Annotated in this window: 22 protein-coding genes; 5 read left to right on the forward strand and 17 right to left on the reverse strand. The window is 39.4% G+C overall.

All coding sequences use genetic code 11. The features are described from left to right. Positions 1 to 17 precede the first annotated feature (17 nt). Genes DVR12_RS25855 through DVR12_RS25865 form a run of 3 tightly spaced genes read right to left on the reverse strand, consistent with a single transcriptional unit; the run spans position 18 to position 6,035 of the window. Positions 18 to 1,415: a RagB/SusD family nutrient uptake outer membrane protein gene (locus tag DVR12_RS25855; protein WP_116978706.1), complete on the reverse strand. Its 1,398-nt coding sequence runs from the start codon at positions 1,413 to 1,415 to the stop codon at positions 18 to 20. A gap of 23 nt (positions 1,416 to 1,438) precedes the next feature. Continuing rightward, positions 1,439 to 4,996: a SusC/RagA family TonB-linked outer membrane protein gene (locus DVR12_RS25860; protein WP_116978707.1), complete on the reverse strand. Its 3,558-nt coding sequence runs from the start codon at positions 4,994 to 4,996 to the stop codon at positions 1,439 to 1,441. A 25-nt stretch (positions 4,997 to 5,021) separates the two neighbouring features. After that, positions 5,022 to 6,035, reverse strand: coding sequence for a FecR family protein (locus DVR12_RS25865; RefSeq protein ID WP_116978708.1), 1,014 nt, complete (start codon positions 6,033 to 6,035; stop codon positions 5,022 to 5,024). Between the two features lie 273 nt (positions 6,036 to 6,308). Here DVR12_RS25865 and DVR12_RS25870 point away from each other — a divergent pair, with 273 nt between their 5' ends. After that, complete coding sequence (locus DVR12_RS25870) at positions 6,309 to 6,911, forward strand: RNA polymerase sigma factor (RefSeq protein WP_116978709.1); 603 nt, start codon at positions 6,309 to 6,311, stop codon at positions 6,909 to 6,911. Positions 6,912 to 6,950: 39 nt separating this feature from the next. Here the strand turns inward: DVR12_RS25870 and DVR12_RS25875 are convergent, their stop codons facing one another. From DVR12_RS25875 to DVR12_RS25885, 3 genes are all read right to left on the reverse strand, one after another. Beyond that, on the reverse strand, positions 6,951 to 7,706 hold the full coding sequence (locus tag DVR12_RS25875) for a hypothetical protein (RefSeq protein ID WP_116978710.1): 756 nt from the start codon (positions 7,704 to 7,706) through the stop codon (positions 6,951 to 6,953). Between the two features lie 149 nt (positions 7,707 to 7,855). Beyond that, complete coding sequence (locus tag DVR12_RS25880; RefSeq protein ID WP_116978711.1) at positions 7,856 to 9,175, reverse strand: M20/M25/M40 family metallo-hydrolase; 1,320 nt, start codon at positions 9,173 to 9,175, stop codon at positions 7,856 to 7,858. Positions 9,176 to 9,180: 5 nt separating this feature from the next. Then, complete coding sequence (locus DVR12_RS25885; RefSeq protein WP_116978712.1) at positions 9,181 to 11,538, reverse strand: TlpA family protein disulfide reductase; 2,358 nt, start codon at positions 11,536 to 11,538, stop codon at positions 9,181 to 9,183. Between the two features lie 94 nt (positions 11,539 to 11,632). Here DVR12_RS25885 and ruvB point away from each other — a divergent pair, with 94 nt between their 5' ends. Further along, positions 11,633 to 12,661 (forward strand): Holliday junction branch migration DNA helicase RuvB, encoded by a 1,029-nt coding sequence (gene ruvB / locus DVR12_RS25890; protein ID WP_116978713.1) that lies wholly within the window; start codon positions 11,633 to 11,635, stop codon positions 12,659 to 12,661. 74 nt (positions 12,662 to 12,735) lie between these two features. On the opposite strand, the gene DVR12_RS25895 is transcribed toward ruvB, so the two are convergent. The 3 genes from DVR12_RS25895 to DVR12_RS25905 all read right to left on the reverse strand — a co-directional run bounded on the left by DVR12_RS25895 (position 12,736) and on the right by DVR12_RS25905 (position 15,287). Then, a complete protein-coding gene (locus tag DVR12_RS25895) occupies positions 12,736 to 13,437 on the reverse strand; it encodes a response regulator transcription factor (RefSeq protein ID WP_116978714.1) in 702 nt (233 codons plus the stop codon). 104 nt (positions 13,438 to 13,541) lie between these two features. Further along, positions 13,542 to 14,333, reverse strand: coding sequence for a DUF3108 domain-containing protein (locus DVR12_RS25900; protein WP_116978715.1), 792 nt, complete (start codon positions 14,331 to 14,333; stop codon positions 13,542 to 13,544). 9 nt (positions 14,334 to 14,342) lie between these two features. Then, positions 14,343 to 15,287, reverse strand: coding sequence for a lysylphosphatidylglycerol synthase domain-containing protein (locus DVR12_RS25905; protein WP_158563376.1), 945 nt, complete (start codon positions 15,285 to 15,287; stop codon positions 14,343 to 14,345). 77 nt (positions 15,288 to 15,364) lie between these two features. Between DVR12_RS25905 and ruvC the strand changes: the two genes are divergently transcribed. Together ruvC and DVR12_RS25915 are read left to right on the forward strand one after the other, a co-directional pair. Beyond that, complete coding sequence (gene ruvC / locus DVR12_RS25910; protein WP_116978717.1) at positions 15,365 to 15,925, forward strand: crossover junction endodeoxyribonuclease RuvC; 561 nt, start codon at positions 15,365 to 15,367, stop codon at positions 15,923 to 15,925. Positions 15,926 to 16,107: 182 nt separating this feature from the next. Then, positions 16,108 to 16,869 carry a response regulator transcription factor gene (locus DVR12_RS25915; RefSeq protein ID WP_116978718.1) on the forward strand — a complete coding sequence of 254 codons (762 nt, stop codon included), beginning with the start codon at positions 16,108 to 16,110 and terminating at the stop codon, positions 16,867 to 16,869. Here DVR12_RS25915 and DVR12_RS25920 read toward each other — a convergent pair. The 4 genes from DVR12_RS25920 to rsmA form a co-directional block, all read right to left on the reverse strand. Continuing rightward, on the reverse strand, positions 16,864 to 17,253 hold the full coding sequence (locus DVR12_RS25920; protein ID WP_199417207.1) for an HIT family protein: 390 nt from the start codon (positions 17,251 to 17,253) through the stop codon (positions 16,864 to 16,866). The two genes, DVR12_RS25915 and DVR12_RS25920, sit on opposite strands and share 6 nt — an antisense overlap. A gap of 74 nt (positions 17,254 to 17,327) precedes the next feature. Continuing rightward, complete coding sequence (gene greA / locus DVR12_RS25925; protein ID WP_116978720.1) at positions 17,328 to 17,801, reverse strand: transcription elongation factor GreA; 474 nt, start codon at positions 17,799 to 17,801, stop codon at positions 17,328 to 17,330. Between the two features lie 185 nt (positions 17,802 to 17,986). After that, a complete protein-coding gene (locus tag DVR12_RS25930) occupies positions 17,987 to 18,916 on the reverse strand; it encodes an NAD(P)-dependent oxidoreductase (RefSeq protein ID WP_116978721.1) in 930 nt (309 codons plus the stop codon). Then, positions 18,913 to 19,668 (reverse strand): 16S rRNA (adenine(1518)-N(6)/adenine(1519)-N(6))-dimethyltransferase RsmA, encoded by a 756-nt coding sequence (rsmA, locus tag DVR12_RS25935; RefSeq protein ID WP_116978722.1) that lies wholly within the window; start codon positions 19,666 to 19,668, stop codon positions 18,913 to 18,915. The genes DVR12_RS25930 and rsmA overlap by 4 nt, the downstream gene beginning before the upstream one ends. Positions 19,669 to 19,748: 80 nt before the next feature. On the opposite strand from rsmA, the gene pdxA reads away from it, so the two are divergent. After that, complete coding sequence (pdxA, locus tag DVR12_RS25940) at positions 19,749 to 20,810, forward strand: 4-hydroxythreonine-4-phosphate dehydrogenase PdxA (protein WP_116978723.1); 1,062 nt, start codon at positions 19,749 to 19,751, stop codon at positions 20,808 to 20,810. A 68-nt stretch (positions 20,811 to 20,878) separates the two neighbouring features. On the opposite strand, the gene DVR12_RS25945 is transcribed toward pdxA, so the two are convergent. The 4 genes from DVR12_RS25945 to DVR12_RS25960 form a co-directional block, all read right to left on the reverse strand. Then, positions 20,879 to 21,175, reverse strand: coding sequence for a winged helix-turn-helix domain-containing protein (locus DVR12_RS25945; RefSeq protein ID WP_116978732.1), 297 nt, complete (start codon positions 21,173 to 21,175; stop codon positions 20,879 to 20,881). Positions 21,176 to 21,219: 44 nt separating this feature from the next. Continuing rightward, positions 21,220 to 21,864 (reverse strand): hypothetical protein, encoded by a 645-nt coding sequence (locus DVR12_RS25950; protein WP_147323544.1) that lies wholly within the window; start codon positions 21,862 to 21,864, stop codon positions 21,220 to 21,222. A gap of 9 nt (positions 21,865 to 21,873) precedes the next feature. Further along, the gene (locus DVR12_RS25955) at positions 21,874 to 24,030 is read right to left on the reverse strand and encodes a TonB-dependent receptor (protein ID WP_116978725.1); all 2,157 of its coding nucleotides are present in this window, start codon (positions 24,028 to 24,030) and stop codon (positions 21,874 to 21,876) included. A gap of 118 nt (positions 24,031 to 24,148) precedes the next feature. Beyond that, a partial coding sequence (locus tag DVR12_RS25960; protein ID WP_116978726.1) for a T9SS type B sorting domain-containing protein occupies positions 24,149 to 26,848 on the reverse strand: 2,700 nt, incomplete at its 5' end.

Below are 26,848 nucleotides of genomic sequence, written 5' to 3' on the forward strand. Positions count from 1 at the left end.
TAATGATTGGTTTTTGCTTATTTAGAGTTTTGTGTTAGGACACCCTTACTTTGGGCTATTGCATTAATTGAAAATGGCATAATCCATATATGCGAGTCAGGTTTAATACTGTAGGTATTATCACCTTCTTTCTTCGTAAGCGTTTGTGCAAACTGAGGATCGTTGTTCAATCTTCTCAAAGTCAGATAATTTAATCCGGTACCACGAAATTCGTTTCTCAGGTCACGGTAAATCTGCGCCATTGCTCCTTTCAAATCTATAGCTGAAACATCGGAATAGAACTCTGGTCTGATACGCTTGCGGCGAACTGTATTCACAAGCTCCATAGCTTCATTGAACTTACCTGCACGTGCCAGACATTCTGCTTTGATGTAATAGATTTCAGGAGTACGAATACCTCCACCATTTACGTTGTCGTTACGTCGGTAAGCCCAAACCTTCTCAGTTCCAAAAGGCGTTAACGCATAATTCACTTTGAAACGGGCATCACCCATATCATACTGTGTGGAATCAGACTCTCTCAGCATGCTGATATAAAAGCCCTGGGTTTGAACATAAGCGCTCGCATAATGGAATATATAGTTCTCTGGATTGTTGAATTCAAAGCGAGGTATATTGATAGAAGTTGCATTTCCATCAGCCAATACTTTATTCTGGTTATAATATTCAACATAATCAAATAAAGTATTTTTTCTATTCAATGCAGAATCCGCATACATAGCTGCTTTCGTATAATCTTTAATAAAGAGATGATACCTTGAAAGCATTGCAAAACCTGCTCCTTTATTACCAAAGAATACATCTTCGCTGGTAGCTGGCAAATCAGGTAATGCAGCATTCAGATCATTCAGAATGAAATCATAAATCTCCTGCACTGATGCCTGTCTTAACACTGTTTCCATATTATCGGAAGTATTCAGCAGCACTCCACGATCCTGGGTTGCAGTGGCAGGATCATACATTTTTGCATAACTGGTAATGAGGTAGAAATAAAACATAGCTCTTCCCAGCTTAGCCTGTGCTGTTAGTCGTGCTTTCTCTGCCTCAGTACCTGTGGTAGCAGCATAAATATTATTGATAATCACATTGTAGACAAATATCCCTCTATATGCTGCATTGTATCCGGCATCATTATTCAGGAAATCGATTCTGCTTTTATCTTCCTGCCAGTTAAAATTGATGGTACTCAGGTTCACAGTAGGCTGAGAGAAAAGCGGCATGTAGAAATCATTTGATACATAGATCTGATTACCATAATCGAATGTATGCGCATCTGAATGTTCTACCAGTGCTTTATAATCGTTGAATGTTTGAGGAATCTTTTGTCCTTTCGGTACTATTTCCAGGTATTTTTTACAACTGATTGTGCCGGTCATCATGGCCCCACACAATGCTAAATAAATTAAACGCTTCATATCTTAATCTTTTCAGCCATGAATTAGAGTGAAATATTGAATCCAAAATTGTAAGTAGGCATTATTGGTAATGTACGACCCGAGCCAGAATAACCAGTGGCTTCCGGATCTATACCTTTACCATTAAATCCAATGTAGAAGAGGTTATCTGCCTGTACACGTACTCGAACATCACCGATATTTACATGCTGTAATAAGCTCTTGGGAAGGGTATAGCTCAATGCTATATTTCTTGCCTTAATGTATGATGCATCATATATTGCTGCGTCGCTATAGAGATAATAACCACTTCTGTTATTTGCCGCAGTTTTATCATATTCCCAGCTAATACGAGGAACACTGGTAATTAATTCATCGCCTGGTTTTTTCCATGCATCCTTAACACCTGCAGTAGTCACTCCATTAGGGAAAGAACTGATCGAGTATGGCATATTATCTCTCAGTACATGCCCTGCATTGTAGACAAACATTACAGAGAGCTGGAAACGCTTATAGCTGAAGTTATTGATTAAAGCACCACTGTATACCGGGATGAAAGAACCCATATAATGTGCTATATCCGGAGAAGTAACAAGAGCATCTGTTGGTTTTCCTTCCTTATTTAAAATTGTAGGATTTCCTTTTTCGTTTAAGCCCATGTAGGAGTATGCATATAGGCTTTTAAACGGATTACCCTGCAGATAATAATTAGCAACATTATTAACCAATTCTGAAGCCGTTTGAGGAGTATAATCCACTCTGGTAACCTTATTCTTATTGTAAGAGCTGTTAAGCACCACTTCCCAGCCAAAAGCACTGTTACGAATAACCTGAGATTTCAATGAAAGCTCTATCCCCCTGTTCAACATTGCTCCGTTATTAACATAAGCCGAAACAAAGCCCAGAGCAGGATTGATGGTAACTGTGCTCAGGAGGTCATTGCTCTTCTTATTGTATACATCAACGCTACCGGATAAACGGTTGCTGAATATGCTGAAATCAAAACCTATGTTAGTAGTAGTTGTTTTTTCCCAACGAAGATTAGGATTAGGAGGCGTACCTATATTACCAGATTGATTATTTGTAAGAGAATTATAGCCATAGCTTGCCACCATAAACGGACCAGCATTTCTGGCCACATTACCATTCACACCATAGGAACCTCGTAATTTCAGATAATCCAGCCATTTAATACCAGCCATAAATTCTTCCTTACTCATAATCCAGCTCAAACCGGCAGACCATAACGGACGATACTGGTAAGTTGGATTTGTACCGAATAGGTTGGAAAGATCATACCTGATACTACCGCTAGCCATATACTTATCATTATAGGTATAGCTTCCATTGGAATAGAATGAGAAGTAACGGTTTATGTTTTCCATCATAAATGCCAGGTCACTTGCAGTTAACTGTGCAGCCTTCTGGTTTAAGCCGGTAAACCTGTTTGTCAGATCAGCCACGTTAAAAGGTATATACTTTAAGGTAAGCGGGTCGTAGCCGAAATATGCATTATAATTACGGTTCAGTTTCGTTTCTCGGGTTTCAGAACCGGCTATTACTACGATGTCGTGACGATTATGTATTGTCTTATTAAAATTCAGCTGATTTCTGAATGTATAAGCTCTGTAATAATCATCAGTTTTTCTGAAAGAATTGCCTACCGGAAGTTTATATACCACATTACCTTTAGCATCAAGGGCACTGTAGGTATTCAGCAGATTACGCATATAGTAGGAGTTTACATCCATTAACTGCTCTCCGTTGTTACCAATATTCTCATACTGGAACATGATATCATAGTTCAGCCAGGAGGTAATCTTAGCATTTAATCTACCATTCATTCGCGCTGCCAGGGTCTTTGTTTTAATCAGATTCATATCCACTTCATTTGCATAGTAGCGATCAGCGGAAAACAGATTGTATTTCTGGTAGTCGGCAATTTGCTGTGAGCTAAGTGCATTCCTTAATGGCAGTGGGTTACCTTTCTCATCATAAATAGGCTCGTATGGTAATTGCTGATTAAAAATATCACTTACTGAGAAAGAACCCGGATTGGTAACATCTCCATAAGAGATAAAAGCACCAACATCCGCTAACAGCCACTTATTGATATTAACACTGTTCCTAATGTTCAGCCCCAGGTATTTAGAATTATTTTTCAGATCATAACCCTGCATGTTTTTAAAGGTAGCTGAGAAATTGAAAGCGTTACCGGCCGTAGCTTTAGACATAGTGAGATTATATTGCTGATTGGAAGCCGCACGCATTAAGTTATCCTTGATCTGCTGATTATACAGATTCTGGGTTCTGAGTCCGTTTAATTTCGCATCTGCTTCTTCTCTGGTAATTTTCCCTTCAGCAACCTGCAACAGATAATCCAATGCCGGAGTAATAAGTCCGTTTCCAGCTCTTAAGCGTGCTGCTTCAGCTATCGGATTAGTTTTAATTGCCGGATTATTATCGTAATAATCATAGGTCAGATCAATCAACTCATTAGCATCAGCTTTATTTAGGTAGGAAAGATCATACTTGGAAGTTATTGCAAAATCGCCCGACAGATTAATTTTCATAGGGCCCGACTTTGCTTTTTTGGTGGTGATTACTACCACTCCATTGGCCGCTCTGGCACCATAAATAGAAGCAGCAGCAGCATCTTTCAGCACAGTAATATTTTCAATATCTTCCGGGTTGATATCCGGAACATAATCCGTCAGTCTGTTATTGCTATTGTATCCGATTTTTTCAACAGGGAAACCATCAATTACATATAGTGGAGAATTTCCTGCGTTAAATGTACTGATACCCCGTACACTGATATCTCCTTTATAAGTAACGAGGCCGGGCAGATTACCTTCCAGTACCTGTGAGAGACTTTGAATTCTACGTTTTTCGAGATCAGCAGATTTAACGGTTGAGAAGGCGCCAGTAGCGCGTTCTTTAGAAAGTGTCTGGTAACCGGTAACAACTACTTCGTTAAGTATTTTGTTGGCCATACTAACGTCGATAGTATTCTGTTTACCGATTTGTACTTTCTTCTGTTCCATTCCGGCAAAAGTGAATAACAGGGAGTTGCTTGTAATAGGTACAGAGATAATATAGTAACCGTTGTTATCAGTGATTGCCCATGATTTTTCTCCTTCTCCCTGAATGGTTACACCTGGTAAGGGATTTCCATCTGCATCCTTTACAATACCATTTAATGAGCGCTTTTCTCCGTCATTGGCCATAGCAATTGAGGACATGTTTTGTGCATCTTTTTTCTGACGGGCTACGATGGTGTAATGGTTTTTGTCTACATACAAAAACAACAATTCAGAAGGATAAAGGATTTCTTTCAACAGCTCTTCAACTGGCTTTCCATTGGCAGCCAGGAGTTTGGCAGTAGTAAATTTGTTTTTTAATAATACTGCTTCATAAGTAAAGGTGGTGCCGTATTGAGCACTTATTTTGTCCAGGGCATACTTAATCGGAACGCGGGCGGCACTTTCATTTGCCACTGCAGGCATGCTTTTAGTTTGTGCTACTGCTCCGTATCCTGTTATTACGCCCAAGCCCAGGCATAGGACTCCCCGAAGGCTTTGCTTGATACAAATCCCCATTGATTTTGGTTTTAGTATTATGTGTTTAATAACCGTGCTGACCTGTATTCCTGAAGGTTAGCGTATCGTTGCTTTTCTCAATTTTTACATTCAGAATTGTTGATAACTCGAACAATACATTATTCAAGTGATTGATTGATAAAGTTCCGTTGATCTTTCTATCAGCCAAGGAACCATCTTCAAGTATTATGTTATATCCGTAAGTATCCTGAAGAGCTGTCAGAATATCTCTTACAGAAGTTTCATGCAGTTGTAATTTATGGTCTGTCCAGGACAGCATATTTTCAGCTTTAGCTTTACCCTGCGGAACCAACGTTTTTTCTTTAGTAAACTTCAGGTATTCGCCTGGCTGAAGCACTACAGATTTGTCGCCATTGAATGTAGACACTCTTACTTTTCCCTCTTTTAAGAAAACTGCTACTTCTTCTCTTCTTTCTTTTATGTTGAAGGTTGTTCCGAGTACTTCTACCTTTACATCACCGGCAAACACTGTAAATGGCGAGGCTATTGGATGTATGGTAGTTACTTCAAATAAAGCTTCTCCCTTCAACCATATTTCACGTTTTCCATCTCCCCAGTTCTTATAGCTGATTTCAGAATTTGCGTTTAATTGTACCAAGGTTGAATCTGGCAATCTGAATTTCAGTAGCTCTCCATAATTACTGGCTATTACTTTTGTTGCATTGCGTTCTTTTATAATATAGGCTGTCAGAATACCTAATGGTAAAAGAATTGCTGCTGCCCACCAGATACGGCGTTTAGGCACCAATTTCACAACGGGAACCGATTTTAATTCCTGCTGAATATCTGTCCACAGTGAAGCCTTAAGCCTGGTTGGTGGAGTTATCCGTTCCATCGAATATATAGATAACAACATCATTCTGGCTTGCTGCAGGGCTTCCAGATTAGGAGGATTACTTTGTTGATATGCCTCCCAAAACGTTGATGCTTCAGGGTGTGCATACCTTACCCACTCCAGGAACCGGGTATCCTCGAGGAAATCTTCTTTAGTAAATAAATGATAGTTGTTATGTTCCAATTATAAATCCGTTGGCACCTCAAAAATCAATCACAGGAAAGTAGACAAAACCTTTGCTGCTTAATTACAGAACACAAAGGATTTGCAAAACACCCCACTTTTTTTCAATTTTTTTATACTTTTTTAATTAAAACTTATAGAGTGTTGAGATTCATTAATTTTTATGCAGAAAAAAATTGCATATAAAATAATGGTTGTTGTAGTAGCTATGAGATAATTTTTGTTGAAACAAGCAATAGGTTATTTTGTATTTTTAGCCGATTAACCAGGAAGATGGATTTTGCTGAATCTAGTGATATTGTACTTTGGGAAGCGTTGCAACAAGGCCAGGAGAAAGCCTTTGAAACGATCTACGACCGTTATTTTGAGCGGCTCTATGAGTATGGTATGAGATTATGTTCGGATGAAGATCTGGTTAAAGATGCCATACAGGCACTATTCATCAAATTATGGACAAACAGGCAAACCCTTAGTACAACTGTCAACATCCGTCCATATTTATTAGTAGCATTAAGAAGTACTATTTACAATCAGCAGCGGCCCAGGCGCAATGCTGTGGTAGTGGGGCTCGACCAGGCCCCTGAAGATTTCCTGGCTTACTTCTCTTCAGAATCTGCCTATATAAAAAAAGAGCAAATACAGGAACAGCAACAACAGCTCCTACAGGCCTTAAATCAATTAAATGCCCGGCAAAAGGAAATGATTTATCTCCGCTATTTCGAAGAATTGGATTATGATGTTATTGCAGAAATGATGAATATTTCTGTTAAAGGCGCTTATAAATTATCTGCACGGGCTTTGCAAAGCCTAAGAGACATCATGCAAATATCTACTGGTGCTTTGATTCTATTATTGGCTGGTTTCCGTAAATACTAGGTGCAGCGCGGCAAGCGGACCTGCACCTAGTAAAAAAAATTAGTTGTGGCTATGTTCTACAGACATACTGTTTTCCAATGCACCTTTCACTTTGTCGTGTAAATTTGTATTTACATCCACACTGATAAATAATTTACCATTAGCAAAAGAACCTGTAAAATCACCAATCTGCAGTTTGGTAAGTACCATATCCATTGAAATTTTCAGGCTACCTTTCCAGTCAATACCGGTATCAGAAACCACTACATCTTTTCCGTTTGCAGATAGTTCGATTTTTCCGGCCAACTGAATTTCCATTGGTATTTTCTTACCATCCCAGGTGAGGAAACCTTTAAATCTAACAGCAGGATCTTTTTTATCTCCTTCTGCCAAAACAAAAACTTTCACCTGCTGATAGGTACCCTTAGGAATCTGTATAGCTCCTATAAATGCAGGTGCTTTCTTCAGATCAATTTGTCTGTCGGTTTTTAATTTGAATTCTACTTCATCCTTGCCTCTTTTTGCATCGAAGCGAATTTCTCTTAGTCTGGCAGTGGCAGTATCCCAGGTAACATCAAACCCGCCTGTTGCTGCTTTGGCCATAGCTGCATCACCAGTAATAGCGGAAAGCCTGCCTGCGGCATCAGGAGTTAATGTGTACGTAGGATTGTCGATCGAGATCTCATAATTAACGCTGGCCTTTTCAGCGTCATCAATTGACTGATCTGGTTTCACCATTTCCTGATTCGTACAGGAAAATAGGAAAGTTGTGGCAATGCCGATAGTACAGCATCTTTTAAAGATTCCGGTTCTCATATATTGATATGGTTTTAAATGACTATGGGGAAAGTCTTCAGGGTTAAATTTAATAAACAAATTTCGAATATGCAGCAACGTTATATTAAATAATAAAAAAATGATCTGGTTGAAGTAAGCTCAACCAGATCATAATATAAGGATCACTATTATTTTTTTAATGATTCTTTTTCTATTCGTGTAGGCGTTTCCGTTCCATTAACAATAGAAGTGGAACTTGCCGCTATAGCTTTAATAATACTGGTAATATTCTTAATATCCAATGTTTCAACTTCATCATCAACAGTATGATAATACTGATCTTTATCTATCTGGGTGGTTGAAATTGTATGTGCAGGAACTCCTTTGCGGGCAAGGGTTGCATTATCAGAACGATAAAACAGATCCTGCTCAGGATAAGGATCAGGATAAAAATTAAATACAGAACCTTTCAGGTTACGTTGTAAAATTGGTCCGAAATCCGAACGATCAAACCCCGTTATAAAAGCACTGTTTTTCCCAAACTTAGATTCCTTACCAATCATTTCTATATTGAACATTGCAATCACTTTATCAGGATCAAGGTTCTCAGAAAAATATGTCGATCCGTAACCGCCCGACTCTTCAGCGGTAAACGCAACAAAGATTACAGATCTTTCAGGTTTGAGTTTAGAAAAATATTTAGCCAGCATAATTACAGCTGTAGTACCAGAAGCATCATCATCTGCGCCATTTGCAATTGCATCTCCATTTACCGGAGGAAGAATTCCTAAATGATCGTAGTGCCCACTAAATACAACATATTCGTTGGGTTTACTTCTTCCTTTTATCATTCCACCTACATTCTCATAGGGCTTAACTGAAATAGTACGCTTAATATTGATTTCAATTTTTGCATCATCAGCAATTGGCGATTGTTCTAACACCGCAACTATCTGGCTTCCGCTTTTAGCCTTTTCCACAGCTGATTCCAATGCTTCTTTGGTATCAAATACCTTCTCGGAAAAATGCCCATGAATAGCCGAAACAAATTCGGTTAGAGATGAATCGATCAACACCAGTGTATTCTTCTCAGGAGTACCACTCCTCAATGCTTTGATCAAATCTCTGCGATCCTTCACATGCACAATGGTATAACTTCCGTCAATGGTCCAGTTAATATCCGGATTGTTGCCAATTGGCATTACTATCCAGTCTTTGCTTTCACCGTTTATTTTTAATAAATGTGAAGTAGTTGACAGAAAGTATTTATTAAACTTCTGCAGATAGCTGCTTTCTCCGGGTAATGGCAACAGGTTTGCAGATGCAAACTCCTTGCTTATAAATGCAGCTGCTTTTTCTATTCCCGGAGTGCCGGGAGCTCGGCCCTCCATATCGTCTGCTGCCAATGTACTTACGATACGCTTTACTTCCTTTTCCTTTACTTCCTGTGCGTTGGTGTATGACATGAAGCATAAGGTTGCCCCAAGTAACAAGGATATTCTTCTCATAATGGTTAGTTGTTCTTTGTATTAGTGATTTTGGTTGTTGGTGGTTCCTGTTGTTTAAAATATGTTGAACTAAAAACATTTAATATGTTAGCATAGTCCGTACCATAAGGTAATAACAACATAGTTCCTGCTGGTGAAACTAATATTTTTGAAGGATATCCGGAAACTTTATAATCATCTTCTATTTTTGAATCTGATACAGCATTAGGAAAATTGTAATGTGAATTATCCAAGAATTGCTTTGTGATTTCCAGAGGTTCATGGCAGGATACCAGTAAAACTGCATAATTGGGATGCTTTCCAGCATTAACCTCCTCAACAAGTTTGCTGATATTCGGTAAATCTTCCCTGCAAGGGCTACACCAGCTTCCCCAGAAGTCGAGTAGCAACCATTTTCCACTGTAATCACTCAGCTGATAATCCTCTGAATTCAGCCCTTTCAGCTTAAAGTCCGGTGCTTTAGTCCATCCTTTTACAACTACGTCCTTAAAGAACTGATGAAAGGATTTACCGGAAAACTGACGGTTAAATTGCCGTTCAAGGGAGTCCATCAGGTTAGGATTTACCTGTAATTGCTGAGCCATCACCTTAATTGCCAGTTCAGGTTTTCCAATTTTATTCAATTCCTCAGCAAATAAAGGTGAATAACTTTCGGAAGCCGACAATAAGTGTCTGTCATAAAATCCTTCATGTGGACTTTCCTGTTTACTCGAAGGCGAATATGAGGCAGCCTGGGCGAGGAAATTCAGTGCAGCCTCTTTATTCTCAGGCAAAGTGCGTTTATATTTCAAATAGTAGCTATGTGCCAATAACAATTTATTAGCTTTTTTTCTGTCGTTCATTCTAGTATATCTACTCCAGAAAGCCGTATCTGTCTGATTTTCCTTTAGATCAACAATAAGCCTGTCGAGTAAGGAATCTGCTTCCTTATTCAAACCATTTTTATTCAGCTGATCGTAAAACAGTAACTTATATTTAGCGGGTTTACCATATGCGAAGGAAGCAGTTGTAATACTATCAAATTGTTGTTTCAACTGGAGCAACTGAGATTTATCTTTTGTGCGTAAAGCCTTTACCCATAAGTATTGTGGTCTTAGAATCGCCTGGAATAGAGAATCATTACTTTGTCCTAACTGATCCAACACTAATATAAAGCTGTCTGTACGTGCTTTGGTTGCTGTAAGAAACTCCTGGAATTCTGTCTCTCCAAATTCCTTCTTTGCTTCATTCACCCAGGTGGTATCGTCAATAATTTTGAATCGTTGTGACATCTGTGTATCCACCCAGTCGTCTAATCTGGTTGGATAGGCTTTAAAGGCATTTAATATTTCTATTGAAGTTGCTACTGGTAAAGTGATAAACTGTAGCTTATTAAATAAATCACTGGGATCTGATTGTAATTCAGAGGTAGTACTTTTTTCCAGCTCCTCTTTGTATTGCTCCCAGCATTCTTTGCACATATGAATTATTTGTCTTCTTGCTCTCTTATATTTAGGGATACTCAAATATTTAGGATCATTTAGTGCAAGAAAATTGGCGAGTTTGGTTGAATCAATTTGTTTATTAATACTTAGCCGATCACTTATTCCACTCATATGGAACATGGTATTGAACATGGCCGTATCAGGAACCGTAAATACAGTATCTGGATTAATTACACGTACCTTATAATGATTTACGCCTCTTTCACCTTCTTTATGTTGCCAGATACTCTTCCAGCTTACAGTCTGAGGATATCCACCGAAGAATTCTTCATCCAACTGATAATCTGTCGATTCTGTTTTAAGCTTGCCCTGAATAATTAGTTTACGTTTCGAAGCCTCTGTTATTTTATACTCAATATCATCTTTCTTCCAGGTGTAGCCTATTTCCCTGCTGGCAGGTAACTCTCTGAACAGTGGCTGTAGATCGGTCGTATTTAGCTGGGTTGGTTCACCGTTCAGAAAATTGCTGTAATAGTCATAGATTCCAGTTCTGTCTTTTATAATTTGTTTTAACTCTTTTTCATTTAATATTTCACTTACGACACCTTGTGCATTTACCTGAAAATGAACAGGCAGATGCCACATTTGCATAGTAGCTAACTGGCCATAGTTTATATGTGTTGGGTCCAGGGTATCTGTGAGGTTTACTTTGTAATCGCCTATTCCCACTCGGTTGGCAGATTCTAAGACGCACACCAGATCACGATTTCCATTTTTATCTTTATCTGAGATTTTGATGCGATAGTATTTATTGATAATCTGAGTGCCTTGTGGTAAGGTATCATTTATTAAAAAGTGGTACAGGAATGTCTTACTTTTTTGTGCTGACGACAGTATCGGTATTACCATGAGCAAGGCTAACCAGATAAATTTGCGCATATAGGGTTATTTTAAGAAAAGATAATTATACAGACTGATTAATACAACTAAACTGCTATCTTGAATATTTGCGTATTTTTGATGGAATTGAATTATGTCCAATCAACCTTTAAGACCAGAAGAGAACAGACTCAGTAATGCTGAGAAAGAATTCGAGAACAGTATTCGTCCTCGGGAAATACTTGAATTTTCCGGGCAGGAGCAGATTATTGAGAACCTCAAGATTTTTATCAAGGCAGCTAAGCTGAGAGGAGAGGCATTGGATCATACGCTGTTTCATGGCCCTCCGGGATTAGGAAAAACTACCTTATCGCGCATCATCGCCAATGAATTAGGGGTAAATATCAAGGAAACATCTGGTCCGGTGATTGAGAAACCAGGAGATTTGGCCGGGCTACTCACTAATCTGGAAGAAAAGGATGTGTTGTTTATAGATGAAATCCACCGCTTAAGTACTGTTGTGGAAGAATATCTGTATTCGGCCATGGAAGATTACCGGATAGATATTATGATTGAAACCGGCCCGAGTGCAAGATCTATACAATTAAACCTGTTACCGTTTACACTGGTTGGAGCTACTACCAGATCAGGATTATTAACAGCTCCATTGTTGTCGAGATTCGGGATAAAATCGAGACTTGAATATTATAATGCAGCTACCTTACAGAAAATTATCTGGAGGGCGGCGGGCTTGCTTAATACAAAAATTACTTCAGATGCAGCATCTGAGATAGCGAGAAGATCTAGAGGTACTCCACGTATTGCCAATGGCTTATTACGAAGAGTACGTGATTTTGCCCAGGTGGTGGGAAATGGAGTAATTGATATGGACATCGCTCAATTAAGCCTGAAAGCGCTGAATGTAGATGAATATGGGCTAGACGAGATGGATAACCGTATTTTAAATACAATCATTGAGAACTTTAAAGGCGGACCAGTGGGAATAACAACTATTGCCACCGCAGTAGGAGAAGAAGCAGGCACCCTGGAGGAAGTATATGAGCCTTTTCTGATTCAGGAGGGTTTTATCAAGCGTACCCCAAGAGGAAGGGAAGTTACAGAGAAAGCATACGTGCATTTGGGGAAGACTTCATTTAGAGGAGGAAGTAATTTATTATTTTAATTGATAGATAGAAAAAGCGGATACAGGCAACTTGATAATTTCCTGTATCCGCTTAGTTATTTCAGGCAGTTCCGCTATTCTTTTACAACCAGTCGGAAGCCGTTACCGTGTATGTTTACGATTTCGATATTTGGATCTTCTTTCAGGTATTTACGCAGTTTAGCGATGTAAACGTCCATGCTCCTTCCGTTGAAGTAGGTATCGCTACCCCAGATTTTCTTCAAAGCGAGTTCACGAGGCAACAGATCATTTTTGTGTTCGCAGAGCATATGCAGTAGTTCGTTCTCTTTAGGAGAGAGGGTATGCGTTTCTCCATTATGCGTAAGCGTACGTAGTCGGGAATTAAAAGTATATGAACCGATTACAAATTCATGTATTTCTTCTTCCTTACTGTTTAATTCCTGGTTGCGTTTCAGGATTGCTTTGATTTTGAGTAAAAGAAGTTCGCTATCAAATGGTTTGGAGATATAATCGTCGGCTCCTAGCTTGTAGCCCTGGATTATATCTTCTTTCATTGTTTTTGCAGAGAGGAAGAATAAAGGAATATCAGGATCAACGTCTCTGATTTCTTCTGCGAGTTTAAAGCCGTCCATATTCGGCATCATGATATCGAGCAGGCAGATATCAAATTTTTCACGGCGGAAGGCTGCCAAAGCCAAAATACCATCCCTGCATAGCTCCACATCATAATCGTTCAGTTCAAGGTAGTTTTTCAGTACCATGCCCAGGTTGGTATCATCCTCAGCCAGTAATATCTTTGGTTTACGTTCTTCCATGATTATAAGAGATTGATTATAACAAATATAAAATTTTTCTACGGTACGTAAGGTCGTTAAAATTCAGTCTAGTTCTATCAAATGAATTGTTAAAACTATTGAGATTATCTTTTGTTCAAAAGCGACGAAAAGGGATAGCGTAAATTGCCGTAGTTGACCATGTCTACAATAATGTTACCGACTGAGATGGGGCTTTCTACACGGAGTGGTACTTTATTTTCGTCATCACTTACCCAGACGGTCATTTTTTCACCACCTTCAAAGATGGTTCCTTTGATTAGCAGGGGTTTGAATTTGATAGCCCTGAATTTCCCGAATTTAGTATTTACTTCTTCTATGCCCAGGAACCGGATATAGATATTATACACCTGGTCGTCGAGGAACATGGCGAAGGGTATTTTATCATCGGGTTTATATTTTGAGAAATCTATATTTCTGGCGTAGTAGATAGCGCTGATGACGTCCTGAACGCAGGGAGGAACCGGAAAAGTACCATTGGTACTGATGGCCTGGTGCCCTACCTGGTTGAAAACAACGTTGTTATAGATTTTATACCCCCCTTCATTTACATTCCGGACAAATTTCAGGGGTTGCATGGTAGCGGTATCAACATAACTTTCGTATCTATCGCGCACTTTAAAGATCCAATCGTATGCTTTGAAGGTTTTTCCATCGCCTACAATATGGTAAACGTCTCTGTTGGCAAATTTATCGAGGCTAACATTAAAAGTGGCTTCTCCGGCGCCGACATACATTTTTCCCAGATTATAGTAAACTTTGAAAGTGATGCTTTCGCCGGCTTTAAAGCTGGAATTGCGTATAGAGCAAAAATCATTTTGCGCATCAACGGTAAGAAAACAGGAAAGTCCTAAAAATATGAGTAACAAATACTTCATCGGTGGAAGCTATTTTTCCTTAAAAATTTTGACGCCCAATAAAAGCACACTTCCAAAGAAAGCTGGCAGTACAAGGTTGATTAGCCAGATACCTACAGTAGCGGCAATAATGGCCATTGTATTTGTGCTAAGTAATCCAAGAAAAAAAATACTCACTTTGCCACGAACTCCCAATTCTGCGATGGCAATGGTGGGCACTCCAGCCATTACCAGATAGATAACACTATTAAGTAAAAATCCTTGCCACCACATGAATTCCATACCGAGTGCATCCAACAAAATCAAATACTGTGCCGAGAAGACAATATATCGGAACGCTGAAAGCAGCAACAGATAACGTAATTCACTAGGTGGATATTGAACAATGATCTCAATATAGACCTTCGCTTTTCGAAGAAATGGTACTTTGTCGAATACCCACAGTATTATTTGTAACCGAAAATATAACAAAACAGTCAGCGCACAAATAACAATCAGCACACTTAACAGTAATTTATGCCAGAACCCCGGATCCAGGAAAATGCTTTCAGAGGAAGGGGGGAAATTATTGACATAATAGAGTAACCCAATGAGGCCAAAGATGATGGTAATGATTAATTGGCTGAAGCTACCAACAATAGTAGCGGCTATGGCTTTCAGTTTGTTCTCATTCTTAAGGTAAAGGATACGGCCACCGTATTCGCCTATACGATTTGGAGTATTAATGGAAAGGGATACGCCGGAAAGAATAGCGCTAAAGGCCTTAAAAAAGGATACATCTTCGAGCAGGCGAACCAATTTCTGCCACTTTCTGGCTTCCAATCCCCAGTTAAAAAACATCAGTATAAACACGAGAGCAACACCTGCCCACCCTTTACGGCGCAGCGAATCGCCCATATGCTCCAATGATATCTGCAGATTATCGCGATTTACCAACTGGTGGTATATAGAATAGGTTAACCATGCAAAAAGCACTGTTCCTAATAAGTAATTGAGAATTATTTTGGTACTTTTGTTCAGATAGTCAATTTTTTGGCAAAAATAATGGGTGCTTGGCAAACAAGTCAAAAATAATTCTCGGAATAGACCCAGGAACGTTAGTAATGGGTTACGGTTTAATACTGGTAACAGGAAAAAAGATAAGCCTGATTGAAATGGATGTGCTGAAGTTATCTAAGTATAAAGACCATTATGAACGTTTACAACAGATACACTGCTGTGTAAATACACTTATTGAGCAACATAAACCGGATACTTTTGCCATTGAGGCCCCATTTTTCGGGAAGAATGTACAAAGTATGCTGAAATTAGGACGGGCACAGGGAGTAGCTATTGCCGCTGCCATCCAGAATGGCCTCACTGTTACAGAATATTCACCTAAGAAAGTTAAGCAATCTGTTACCGGGAATGGGAATGCAGACAAGGAGCAGGTTTGGCAAATGTTGCAACACATACTTAAAATAGTAGATAAGCCTACTTATTTTGATGCTACAGATGCCCTGGCGGTAGCAGTTTGTCACTATTACCAAGAGAGTAATCCTTTAGCAGGAATGAGCAAATCAAAAGGTTGGGAACAATTCCTGCAACAACACCCCGAAAGGATTGTCAGATAATTAATCGTATGTAGCAGGTTATTTTATAAATCCGTAAATTGTAGTTACTTTGGTGGTATAAATTTAACACCCGAACAACTGTTAAGAAGTATAAGCGATAGCTTAACTATGAAAAATGACCTTCATTGGTTCTATGAACAAACTATAACAAGCTTTTTTACATTAATCAGCATCAAGCAGATATGAAAGCAAGAATCCTATTGGTGGAAGATGATCAGAATATTGGTGCAGTTACAAAAAAACGATTGGAAGAGGCAGGATATGATGTAGTGCACAGTATTGACGGCCAGGCAGCATGGGAACAATTTCAATTACGTTCATTTGATATTTGCTTATTGGATGTAGTTATGCCCAAAAAAGACGGCCTGGAGTTAGCACAACTGATCCGTGAAAGTAACGACCATGTTCCTATATTGTTTCTCACATCTAAGAACGAAAAAGAGGATAGAATAGCAGGTTTACAAATTGGCGCAGATGACTATATAAGCAAACCATTCAGCATGCAAGAGCTGATCCTGCGAATTGAAGTATTCCTGAAACGCTCCAGAACTCCGGCTAAATCGAAATCTACACTGTATCCAATCGGTTTAATGACTTTCGATTACGAAGACTTACGACTATACACCGCCAATGGCGAGGTATCTATCTCCCTTACTCAAAAGGAAGCGGACCTGTTAAAATACTTCTGTCTCAATCCCAATAAAACATTAAAAAGAGAAGATATCCTTTTCCATGTTTGGGGGAAAGATGATTATTTCCTGGGCCGAAGCATGGATGTGTTTATTACTAAACTCCGGAAACATTTTAAAGCAGATCCGCAAATCAGGCTGGAAACCGTACATGGTGTGGGCTTCCGCTTTAATATCCCAAATCCTAATCAGAATAAAAATAAAGATAACAACAAGGACAATAAAGATAATAAAGACAATAAAGACAACTCATAACGCTGCCTTGATCTTCGCTTGTACCTCTTTAAATTCGTCTGCGGTCAATTCCAATTTACTACGGGAAAAATTCATATCATCTGCTGAGTTAATAGGAATCAAATGCATGTGTGCATGAGGAACCTCTAATCCAACAACACTAATACCTATACGATTGCATGGAATAACCTGTTCGATTGCCTTCGCAATAGGTTTGGCAAACAATAGCCATTCTCCCATTAACTCATCAGATACATCAAAAAACTTATCAGTTTCAGATTTGGGAACCACCAATGTATGCCCCTTTACCAATGGGAAAGCATCCAAAAACGCGCAGAAATGCTCGTTCTCCGCTATCTTATACCCAGGTATCTCACCGTTAATGATCTTTGTAAATATGGTCATAATACTAATTTATGGCTGTAAAAAAGGGCCTCTATTCAATAGAGACCCTTGCAAATATCCTAAAAGTACAGTACTTATATAGTTATCTTTTCAACTTTAAATTTAATCAGACCATTAGGAGCCTGAATTTCGGCAATTTCTCCCTCCTGCTTACCCAGCAAGCCTTTCCCAATTGGTGATGTAATAGAAATCTTTCCGGCTTTCAGATCTGCTTCCGTTTCAGAAACAATCTGATAAGTAACAGATTTCTTATTTGCCATATTCGTGATCGTTACTTTACATAAAATAGAAACCTTTGATGTATCTATAGTATCTGCACTCAAAATACGGGAAGTGGCAATAGCCGCCTCCAAAGTGGCAATCTTCGCTTCATGCAGGCCCTGAGCTTCTTTTGCAGCATCATATTCGGCATTCTCCTTTAAGTCGCCCTTCTCTCTCGCTTCCTGAATAGCCCGTGCAATCTCTGCTCTACCCTTAGTTTTAAGAACAGTCAGCTCATTCATCATTTGATCAAGGGTCTCTTTAGTAACGTAATTTACGCCAGACATAACCTGTTGCTGTTTTATTGGTTATAAGAAAAAAAAATCAACGCCTCCATTTGCATGAAAGCGTTGTTTACTGGTATTACCGCAAATATAATGAAAATAATATAAAGAAAAAACACCCTTATCTCTTAGCTAAACATATTGATTATCAATAATTTAACTAAGAGGATACAGTTCCTCCAATAATATTATAATATATTCAATTTCTCTAATACAATCCTCGCCATCTTAATACTCGCTTCATGCGAATATCCCGCAATATGCGGCGTCACAATTACATCAGGTGATTTTAAAAACCACGCCAACTGAGCTTTCTCTTCCTCATTATAGGAAGCCAGCTTCTCATTATCCAAAACATCCAAACAAGCCCCACGAACCTGCCCATTCTCTATTGCTGCTATCAGATCCCGGTTATTCACCAACTTACCTCTGGCCGTATTCATAAACCAAATCGGCTTGGAAAATGAAGCAAAAAAAGCAGCACTACCAATATATCTTGTTTCCTCGGTCAACGGCAAATGCAAACTAACAATATCTGCCTCCCTATAAATTTCTTCCAATGTAGCTTCCTTCACATGACCTGTTCCAAACCCTTTCTGATATTTATCGTAAGCCAGTATTTTCACATCAAAACCTTCCAGCTTGTGAGCCAAAGTACTACCTGTATTACCAAAGCCGATAATGGCAACAGTTTTACCATTCAACTCTGTTCCCCTGTTCCCTTCTCTTTCCCAAATACCTTCCCTCAACTCCAAATTACTCTTCAGAATATTATTCATTAAGCATAACAACATTCCTACCGCCTGCTCTCCTACGGCATCACGATTGCCCTCCGGACTACTAACACAATGAATACCCTTACTCTGAGCGTAAGGCACATCTATTAATTCCATCCCGGAACCCAAACGGCCTATCCACTCCAACTGCCCGGCATTATCTAATATATGCTTATCTATCCTTATTCTCGTAGTAACGATCAGGCCTACACAATCACCTATAGCCCGGTAAACCTCATCATATGTGATCGCAGGCATATATATTACCTCAAAGCCATGATTGGCCAGCTGATCTACTAAATATGGATGCGTTTTAGCTGTTACTAATACTTTCCTGCTCATATCATCTTATGGGATAAAGCTGCAAAATCAGCTACGCTTAATTCTTCAGCTCTTTTAGAAAAAATTGGATCTTCTGCCAGTAATTCCTTACTAAACATAGTTTTTAACGGATTACGCAATTGCTTACGACGTTGTCCGAAGGCTGTTTTAACCAAAACAAAAAACTTACGCTCTGAAGCAATATCTGCCGGCTGTTCTAATCGGGTAAGTCTTATTACCGCCGATTTTACTTTAGGAGGAGGATTAAAGCAGTTCTCATGCACCTCAAATAAATATTCAATCTTATAGAAAGCCTGCAACAACACACTCAAAATGCCATAATCCTTATTGCCGTGAGGAGAAGCTATACGCTGTGCCACCTCTTTTTGGAACATTCCAACTACCACATCCACCTGTGAGCGCCAATCCAACACCTTAAACATAATCTGGGTTGATATATTATATGGGAAATTTCCTATAATTCTGAAAGGCCCTTCAAATGGTAAAGCTGCATCCAATATGCTTTCGTTGATAAGCTTACCTTGGATAGCTGGATAAGTTTTCTCCAAATAAGTTACTTTCTCAGTATCCAATTCTATAGCCTTAAAGTGGATGCCTGGAATCTGCAATAAATATTTAGTTATGGCGCCGGCACCCGGACCAACTTCCAGCACTTGCTGGCCTTCTGATACAGGTAACGATTCCACAATCTTTCTGCTGATATTCTCATCAGTCAGAAAATGCTGGCCGAGTGATTTCTTAAGTGTATACATTATGCCCCGCAAAGATAGTATTTCTGGAAGAGATATCTCTCCCAGAAATACTATCTTTGCCACACATTGAGGCAATAAGCATGAGTAACATCCAGACCAATAAACCGGTTATAGGCATCACCATCGGTGATATCAATAGCATTGGTGCCGAAATTATCATCAAAACGTTCCTTGACAACAGAATGATGGAGTTTTGCACCCCAGTAATCTTTGCATCTAACAAGACCATCAACTTTTACCGGAAGCTGATGAATGAAAATAACTTTAACTACCAGAGTATCAAAGACTTCTCCCGTCTTAACCACAAGCAGGTGAATGTATTTAACTGCTGGGAAGAAGAAGTTCAGATCACTCCCGGCGTCTTAAATGAAACAGGCGGTAAATACGCTGCCAAAGCGTTGGAAGTTGCTATCAAATGTATCAAGGAAGGATATATCGATGGCCTTGTCACTGCTCCTATTCATAAAAACAACATCCAAAGCGCTACATTCACCTACACTGGTCATACTCCATTCCTGAGAGATGCATTCGGTGCAAATGATGTACTGATGTTTATGACAGCAGATAATATGCGGGTAGGATTACTTACTGAGCATGTACCTATCGCAGAGGTCTCCAGATTTGTAACAGTTGATAATATCCTCGATAAGCTTCATTTAATGAATGAAAGCCTGATCAAGGATTTTGGTATAGATAATCCAAGAATCGCGGTGTTAGGGCTTAATCCACATGCCGGCGACGACGGTCTTATTGGCCACGAGGAACTTGATACAATTTTCCCGGCAATTAACCAGGCCAAACACGAAGGTATTTTAACCTTTGGCCCTTACAGCGCAGATGCCTTCTTCGCCAGACAGATGTATAATCAGTTTGATGGCGTATTAGCCATGTATCACGACCAGGGCCTGATTCCTTTCAAATCATTAGCTATCGGAAACGGTATTAATTATACTGCTGGCCTGGATATCGTAAGAACCTCTCCGGATCATGGAACTGCGTTCGACATTGCTGGTAAAAACATTGCAGATCCGGATTCATTCCGTCAGGCTATTTTTACCTGCCTCGATATTCTCGAACAAAGAGAAAGATATGCCCTGCAAACTGCCAATCCACTTAAGAAAACAGTATTGGATTCGGAGTAAGATATACTTTAATATAAAAGAGAAAGGTGGAAGAATATCTTCCACCTTTCTCTTTTATATTAAAGTAATTATTTCTTTCCAGTATTTAAATACGATTGAATTGAAGCCACATAGTTCTCAAATGCTTTCTTGCCAACAGGAGTAATTTTGCAAATGGTTTGAGGATAATTGTCTTTAAACTGCTTTACAACACTAATATATCCGGCGTCACGCAGCTTGTTTATCTGAACACTAAGATTACCTGCAGTAGCATTCGTCTTTTCTTTGAGAAATGTAAATTCTGCCTCCTCTTCTCGTAATAATACTGATATTACTGCAAGTCTTAACTGAGAGTGTAATACTGGGTCCAGATCTTTAAAATCCATGCTATCCTGTTTTTCAATAATTGCTTCGTTACAACAAAATAACACTATTTAGACGCATTTTGCAAAAGACCACGTGTATATGCTTCTCCCCATTTTGGAGAAATATCACTTTCTGGCTTAAATGCAGCGAATTTTGTTAATGCCAGTTCTAGGGTCGTTTTGGCTTTAGTTTTACTACCACCCCACTGCTCTGGTGTAAAAAGAAGTGCCTGGCCTTCCAACATATAAACCCGTGGGTTCTCGGGGTTCAAAGTCTTTGCTGTAACTAATTGTGCTGCAGCTTCCGGTCCGTATACCGGTCCACGGTTCATTGGATCTACAGTTAATTTGGCTGATGCGATCAATGAACGTAAACAGGCTATTTCACTATTTTTAGAGATTAATGCTTCTGCTTTATCCAGGTTTATAGTTGCTTTTTCTGTAAGTGGATCTATCTGCGACTTATCTTTTGATGTAAATGCCTGCATAATTTGCATGTAGGCGGCATAGTAATAAGGCAACCATTGAGTTTTCTCTGCTTCAGCAATTCGTTCAAACGTATTGCTTTTTTGTTGAAGGTTTTCAGGATTAAAAGTGCTGCTGCTATCCAGATCTGCCGTCTGTTTAGCCATTGCTTCGGTATAACGGGAGCTCTGTGCTGAAACAGCCAGGCTACCCATTAAGAAAAGAACCAGAAAAGTGTGTTTCATATTTATTGATTAAAGGTTATTAATAACATCCTGACGTCTGTCGATTCCAAAATTCATAAACATTCCCAGATATATAAATCTTCCGACATTTGGTACAATTTCACTCCTCCTCAATCCATCAGTAGAATAATGGTATCCGAATACCTGTTTGTTGCCCATTGCATTGCTTACAGATACTACAAGGATGGTGAATGCCTTACGAATACTGGTCAGATAACTGCCACTTAAACTTAGCGCGTTATACGTCATCGTTTTTTCTGACATAAATTTATCTACCGGCAAATTCGGGTTGTAATATGGTCTTCCACTTGCGAAAGAATAAGTGACTCCAAGATTAGTTTTAATCTTTTCTACAAAGTGTTTATAAACCAGGCTTGCTGTATGTTTTGCCGCAAAGTCGGGTTGTACCCGGAACGGATAATTCAGATAATCTCTTTTTGTATCCAGGAAAGAATAAGAGATCCAATAATCTGCATTTCTGATTGTTTTCCTATCTCTCCAAAACAATTCAATTCCCTGTGCATAACCACTACCATTATTGTTATAGGATGGAACAGTTTTTACAAGGTCCGTATATTTCTTATAGAAAAGCTCTGTTCTGAATGTATAATCACTGGCCACACGTTGATAGCTGACGATATAATGAGTTGCTTTCATATAATCGAGCCCTCTGTCGTAACGAATATACTGTGGTTCCGGCTTTTGGTAGTAATCACCATACGCTACTGAAAACTGGCTAAAGTTATTTAGCTTATAAGCCAGTGACACACGTGGTGCAACATTCCATTTATCGATTATGGAGCTATGCTCTGTTCTGCCTCCGATTCGTCCAACCAGGAAAGGGGTAAAATAAATATCTCCTTCCAGGAACCCGGCATTGTAGTTATCCGTATAATTTGCATTATATGTATTGAATGCAGAACGCTCTACTGCATTTTGGTACTCAGTGCCCATCCTTATTACTGAGAAACGCCCAATGTTCTTGTAAAACATCAAACGGCCCTGGCTAAGTTCTGAATGTACTTTTATGGTAGTGGGAATTAGATTTTTAGATATTGTATCAGCGCGGATATCATCATTATTTGCACTGAATGAAGCTCCTATATACAGATGCCAATTGTTGCCCAGACTTTCCTTATAGGTCAGGTTCGTATAAACATTATTGTTATATAACTTAAAGGATTCTGTATAACCAGGATATTCTATACTATTATTATCGAAACCCATTTTACTCCAGTTGGCATACCCATAAAATTTAAGCATCCCGGTGGAAGAAGTTTTGATTCTGAAGTTGGCGGACGTTCCAATTATTTCCGGGCCTAATGATACGGTTTGTTTGGGTTTTAGCACTTTGAAATAAGGAGCCAGGTTAGTATAATCTGCTTCAATCCCATATGATGATTTCTTATTTTTAGATAGTTGTTCCAGCCCACCACTTGCACCAATAACTGAAAGCCCTACAGAGGAAGAAGAACGTTGTGGCAGGTCTGTTGATTCTAATATTAAGGCAGATGATAAACCCTGACCATATTGAGCAGAATAACCGCCACTGCTGAAAGTGGTGCCTTTAAACAGGAATGGAGAAAATCTACCACGGCCAGGAACATCTGGCAAACTGCTAAAAAATGGGTTGCGAACCAACATTCCATCAATTAATGTTTGTGTTTCATAACCGGTACCTCCACGTACGAAAAGGCCTTCCCTATCATTTGTTTGTTGGGCGCCGGGCAATGTTTTTATAGCATTTACAATATCGGCACCCGCTCCTGCAGTGGTAGCAATATCCAATGGTTTTAAGACTGTTCCTTTCTTATCATCACTTGCTTCAAAGCTACCTGCCGAAATGGTTACAACACGAAGGGCATTTACTGCATTTTTTAAAACTATGTTTAATTGTTGAGCAGCATTGGTATTGATTTGCATTTCTAAAGTCTGATAACCCATCAGACCTGCTGTTAGAATTACATCACCTGATACAGAGGTAGTAAATGTAAAGCTCCCATCAGCCTTTGTTGTAGCACCATCGTAAGAATCTTTTATAGAGATATTTACACCAGATAAGGGATGTTTTTTTGCGTTACTTACTATTCCGCTTATTGTGAACTGGGCTAGAAGGAACAGGGGGCAACATGCTAACAGGATCGTTCCTAAAGCGATTTTGGTCATTACTTTTAATTTATACTCAAAAATAAACTAGTTTATTGTATAAACCAAATTTCTTTTAAAAAGAAATGGGTGGGGAAATCCCCACCAATGAACTTCTAACATTAAACCTATAGCTATTCTATCTAAGCAGTTCTACCCACCCTTTATAAGATTTTTCACCTGTAGGGGTATTTACCTTCAGTATATAGAAGTAGGTACCTTCATTGAGATTTATACCATCCCAATCATTCTGATAATTTTTGGCCTGGTACACCAGATTACCCCAACGGTTATAAATAAATAGTTGGGAACCAGGGAAATGAGATAATCCAATAATTACAAACTTATCGTTCTTTCCATCTCCATTAGGTGTAATAATGTTAGGAATATACAGGTCATCGCCCGTAACAATTACCGGGTTTATTGCTGCAATATTATTTGCAGTTCTAGGATCAGGAGTTGCAGCACTCACATAGGCCACATTCATTACAGTACCCGTATGGGTAATACGAGTAGTATACTCCAGTGTAGCGGATTGAGAGGCTGCCAGACTATCGATAGTCCATATAATAATCCTTGTTGCTGCATCATATGAAACATTACCTGTACTTACATTAAAGCCTCCAACAACATCAAGATTATCCTGTAGTGTGTCTCGAACAATAATCTGATGAGCAGTAAACGGACCTAAGTCGGTAACAACAATATTAAATCCTGCTTTTTCTCCGACACTCAGAGGACCGGTGTTTTTCAATGTTTTTTGTAATTCGATATCTGCTTCAATTTTTCTGCTAACATTTGTTCTGACAATATTGCTTGTGTTGTTTGATAAATTGATATCAGTAACGCCGTCAGGGGCTTTAATTGTAGCGCTATTTGCAATCGCACCATCTATAGTCAAGATACCTTTAATAGTTATTAGCACCTCCTGATCAACATTTAGTTTACCAATAGTAACTCTCACCAGGTTACCATCCACACTGGTTTTAGCGTCGCTTATACTGGCACTTACCTGGATTTGGGTAATTCCGGCAGGCACATCGTCGATAACCAGAGCATTTTCACAGGCATCCGGACCATTATTTTTCGCAACCAATGTGTATACAATTTCCTCTCCACTTAAGCTCGCGATCGGGCCATTTTTAGATATTGCCAGATCTACTCTTTGTTGAGGTACTATAATGTTTGTAATTGCAGGTGAAGATGAAATTGTTATTTCATTATTTTTCACTGATGCAATATTGGAAACCGGGCCCGTTGCTGTACTAGAAACAACCCCACTTACATTAATAGTTAATATCTCATTCGGATTTAGATTTACCAATAATCCTATATGGTTACCTATGCCGGTAGCACCATTGGATGCGCTGTAGCTTACGCCACTGATTGATGATGGCACATCATCTGTTATAGTCACATTCTTAGCTTCAGATGGGCCGGCATTTGTTACCGTGATCAGGTAATGAATACTATCGCCAGCTACCACTTGTTTATCGCCAACTTTAGTAATGCTGATTTGTGACGATGAGCCTACTGTTGTTACTGCTGCTGCACTAGTTACAGGACTTGTTCCCGGTAACTGTGCGCTGGCAGTATTAGATAATTCACCTGTCGCATCGCTCGATACTTTACCGGCGATACGAATTTGTATACTAGTTCCTACAGCCAGATCTGTTGTTATCGCAATATGATTACCTGTGCCGGTAGCGCCATTGGATGCGCTGTAACTTACGCCACTGATTGATGATGGCACATCATCTGTTATTGCTACATTCCTGGCTTCTGACGGACCAGCATTCGTTACTGTGATCAGGTAATGAATACTATCGCCGGCTACTACTGCTTTATCACCAACCTTAGTAATGCTGATTTGTGATGATGATGTTACTGTTGTAACTGCAGCAACACTTGTTACCGGTCTTTCGCCTGGTAACTGTGCACTGGCAGTATTAGACAATTCACCGGTAGCATCGCTCGATACTTTACCAACTACACGAATTTGTATGCTAGCTCCTGCAGCCAGATCTGATGTAAACGCAATATGATTACCTGCGCCGGTAGCGCCATTGGATGCGCTGTAACTTACGCCACTGATTGATGATGGCACATCATCTGTTATTGCTACATTCCTGGCTTCTGACGGACCAGCATTCGTTACCGTGATCAGGTAATGAATACTATCGCCTGCTACTACTGCTTTATCACCAACTTTAGTAATGCTGATTTGTGACGATAATGTTACTGTTGTAACTGCAGCGGCGCTGGTTACAGGACTTGACCCCGGCAATTGTGCGCTGGCAGTATTTGACAATTCACCGGTAGCTTCGCTAGGTACCTTACCAACTACTCTTATTTGCAGTGTAGCACCTACCGCCAGATCTGTTGTAAACGCAATGTGATTACCTGTGCCTGTGACGCCATTGGATGCGCTGTAACTTACTCCACTGATTGATGATGGTACATCATCTGTTATTGTCACATTCCTGGCTTCAGACGGACCAGCATTCGTTACTGTGATCAGGTAATGAATACTATCGCCAGCGACTACTGCTTTATCGCCAACCTTAGTAATGCTGATTTGTGAAGACGATGTTACTGTTGTTACAGCTGCCACGCTAGTTACAGGACTTGATCCTGGTAGTTGTGCGCTGGCAGTATTAGACAATGCACCAGTAGCGTCGCTCGATACCTTACCAGTTACTCTTATTTGCAGACTTGTTCCTACAGCCAGATCTGTTGTAAACGCAATATGATTACCTGTGCCGGTAGCGCCATTGGATGCGCTGTAGCTTACGCCACTGATTGATGATGGCACATCATCTGTTATTGCTACATTCCT

Source organism: Chitinophaga silvatica (assembly GCF_003419895.1).
Taxonomy (GTDB): Bacteria; Bacteroidota; Bacteroidia; order Chitinophagales; family Chitinophagaceae; genus Chitinophaga; species Chitinophaga silvatica.

What these genes read in the sequence shown, in the direction of transcription:
- greA (WP_116978720.1), bottom strand. Translation starts at nt 17,801, where the DNA reads ATGTCTGGCGTAAATTACGTTACTAAAGAGACCCTTGATCAAATGATG.
- DVR12_RS25945 (WP_116978732.1), bottom strand. Translation starts at nt 21,175, where the DNA reads ATGGATTTTAAAGATCTGGACCCAGTATTACACTCTCAGTTAAGACTT.
- DVR12_RS25920 (WP_199417207.1), bottom strand. Translation starts at nt 17,253, where the DNA reads ATGACCATATTTACAAAGATCATTAACGGTGAGATACCTGGGTATAAG.
- DVR12_RS25885 (WP_116978712.1), bottom strand. Translation starts at nt 11,538, where the DNA reads ATGCGCAAATTTATCTGGTTAGCCTTGCTCATGGTAATACCGATACTG.
- DVR12_RS25895 (WP_116978714.1), bottom strand. Translation starts at nt 13,437, where the DNA reads ATGGAAGAACGTAAACCAAAGATATTACTGGCTGAGGATGATACCAAC.
- DVR12_RS25860 (WP_116978707.1), bottom strand. Translation starts at nt 4,996, where the DNA reads ATGGGGATTTGTATCAAGCAAAGCCTTCGGGGAGTCCTATGCCTGGGC.
- DVR12_RS25880 (WP_116978711.1), bottom strand. Translation starts at nt 9,175, where the DNA reads ATGAGAAGAATATCCTTGTTACTTGGGGCAACCTTATGCTTCATGTCA.
- DVR12_RS25915 (WP_116978718.1), top strand. Translation starts at nt 16,108, where the DNA reads ATGAAAGCAAGAATCCTATTGGTGGAAGATGATCAGAATATTGGTGCA.
- rsmA (WP_116978722.1), bottom strand. Translation starts at nt 19,668, where the DNA reads ATGTATACACTTAAGAAATCACTCGGCCAGCATTTTCTGACTGATGAG.
- DVR12_RS25930 (WP_116978721.1), bottom strand. Translation starts at nt 18,916, where the DNA reads ATGAGCAGGAAAGTATTAGTAACAGCTAAAACGCATCCATATTTAGTA.
- ruvB (WP_116978713.1), top strand. Translation starts at nt 11,633, where the DNA reads ATGTCCAATCAACCTTTAAGACCAGAAGAGAACAGACTCAGTAATGCT.
- DVR12_RS25955 (WP_116978725.1), bottom strand. Translation starts at nt 24,030, where the DNA reads ATGACCAAAATCGCTTTAGGAACGATCCTGTTAGCATGTTGCCCCCTG.
- DVR12_RS25855 (WP_116978706.1), bottom strand. Translation starts at nt 1,415, where the DNA reads ATGAAGCGTTTAATTTATTTAGCATTGTGTGGGGCCATGATGACCGGC.
- DVR12_RS25950 (WP_147323544.1), bottom strand. Translation starts at nt 21,864, where the DNA reads ATGAAACACACTTTTCTGGTTCTTTTCTTAATGGGTAGCCTGGCTGTT.
- pdxA (WP_116978723.1), top strand. Translation starts at nt 19,749, where the DNA reads ATGAGTAACATCCAGACCAATAAACCGGTTATAGGCATCACCATCGGT.
- DVR12_RS25870 (WP_116978709.1), top strand. Translation starts at nt 6,309, where the DNA reads ATGGATTTTGCTGAATCTAGTGATATTGTACTTTGGGAAGCGTTGCAA.
- DVR12_RS25875 (WP_116978710.1), bottom strand. Translation starts at nt 7,706, where the DNA reads ATGAGAACCGGAATCTTTAAAAGATGCTGTACTATCGGCATTGCCACA.
- DVR12_RS25900 (WP_116978715.1), bottom strand. Translation starts at nt 14,333, where the DNA reads ATGAAGTATTTGTTACTCATATTTTTAGGACTTTCCTGTTTTCTTACC.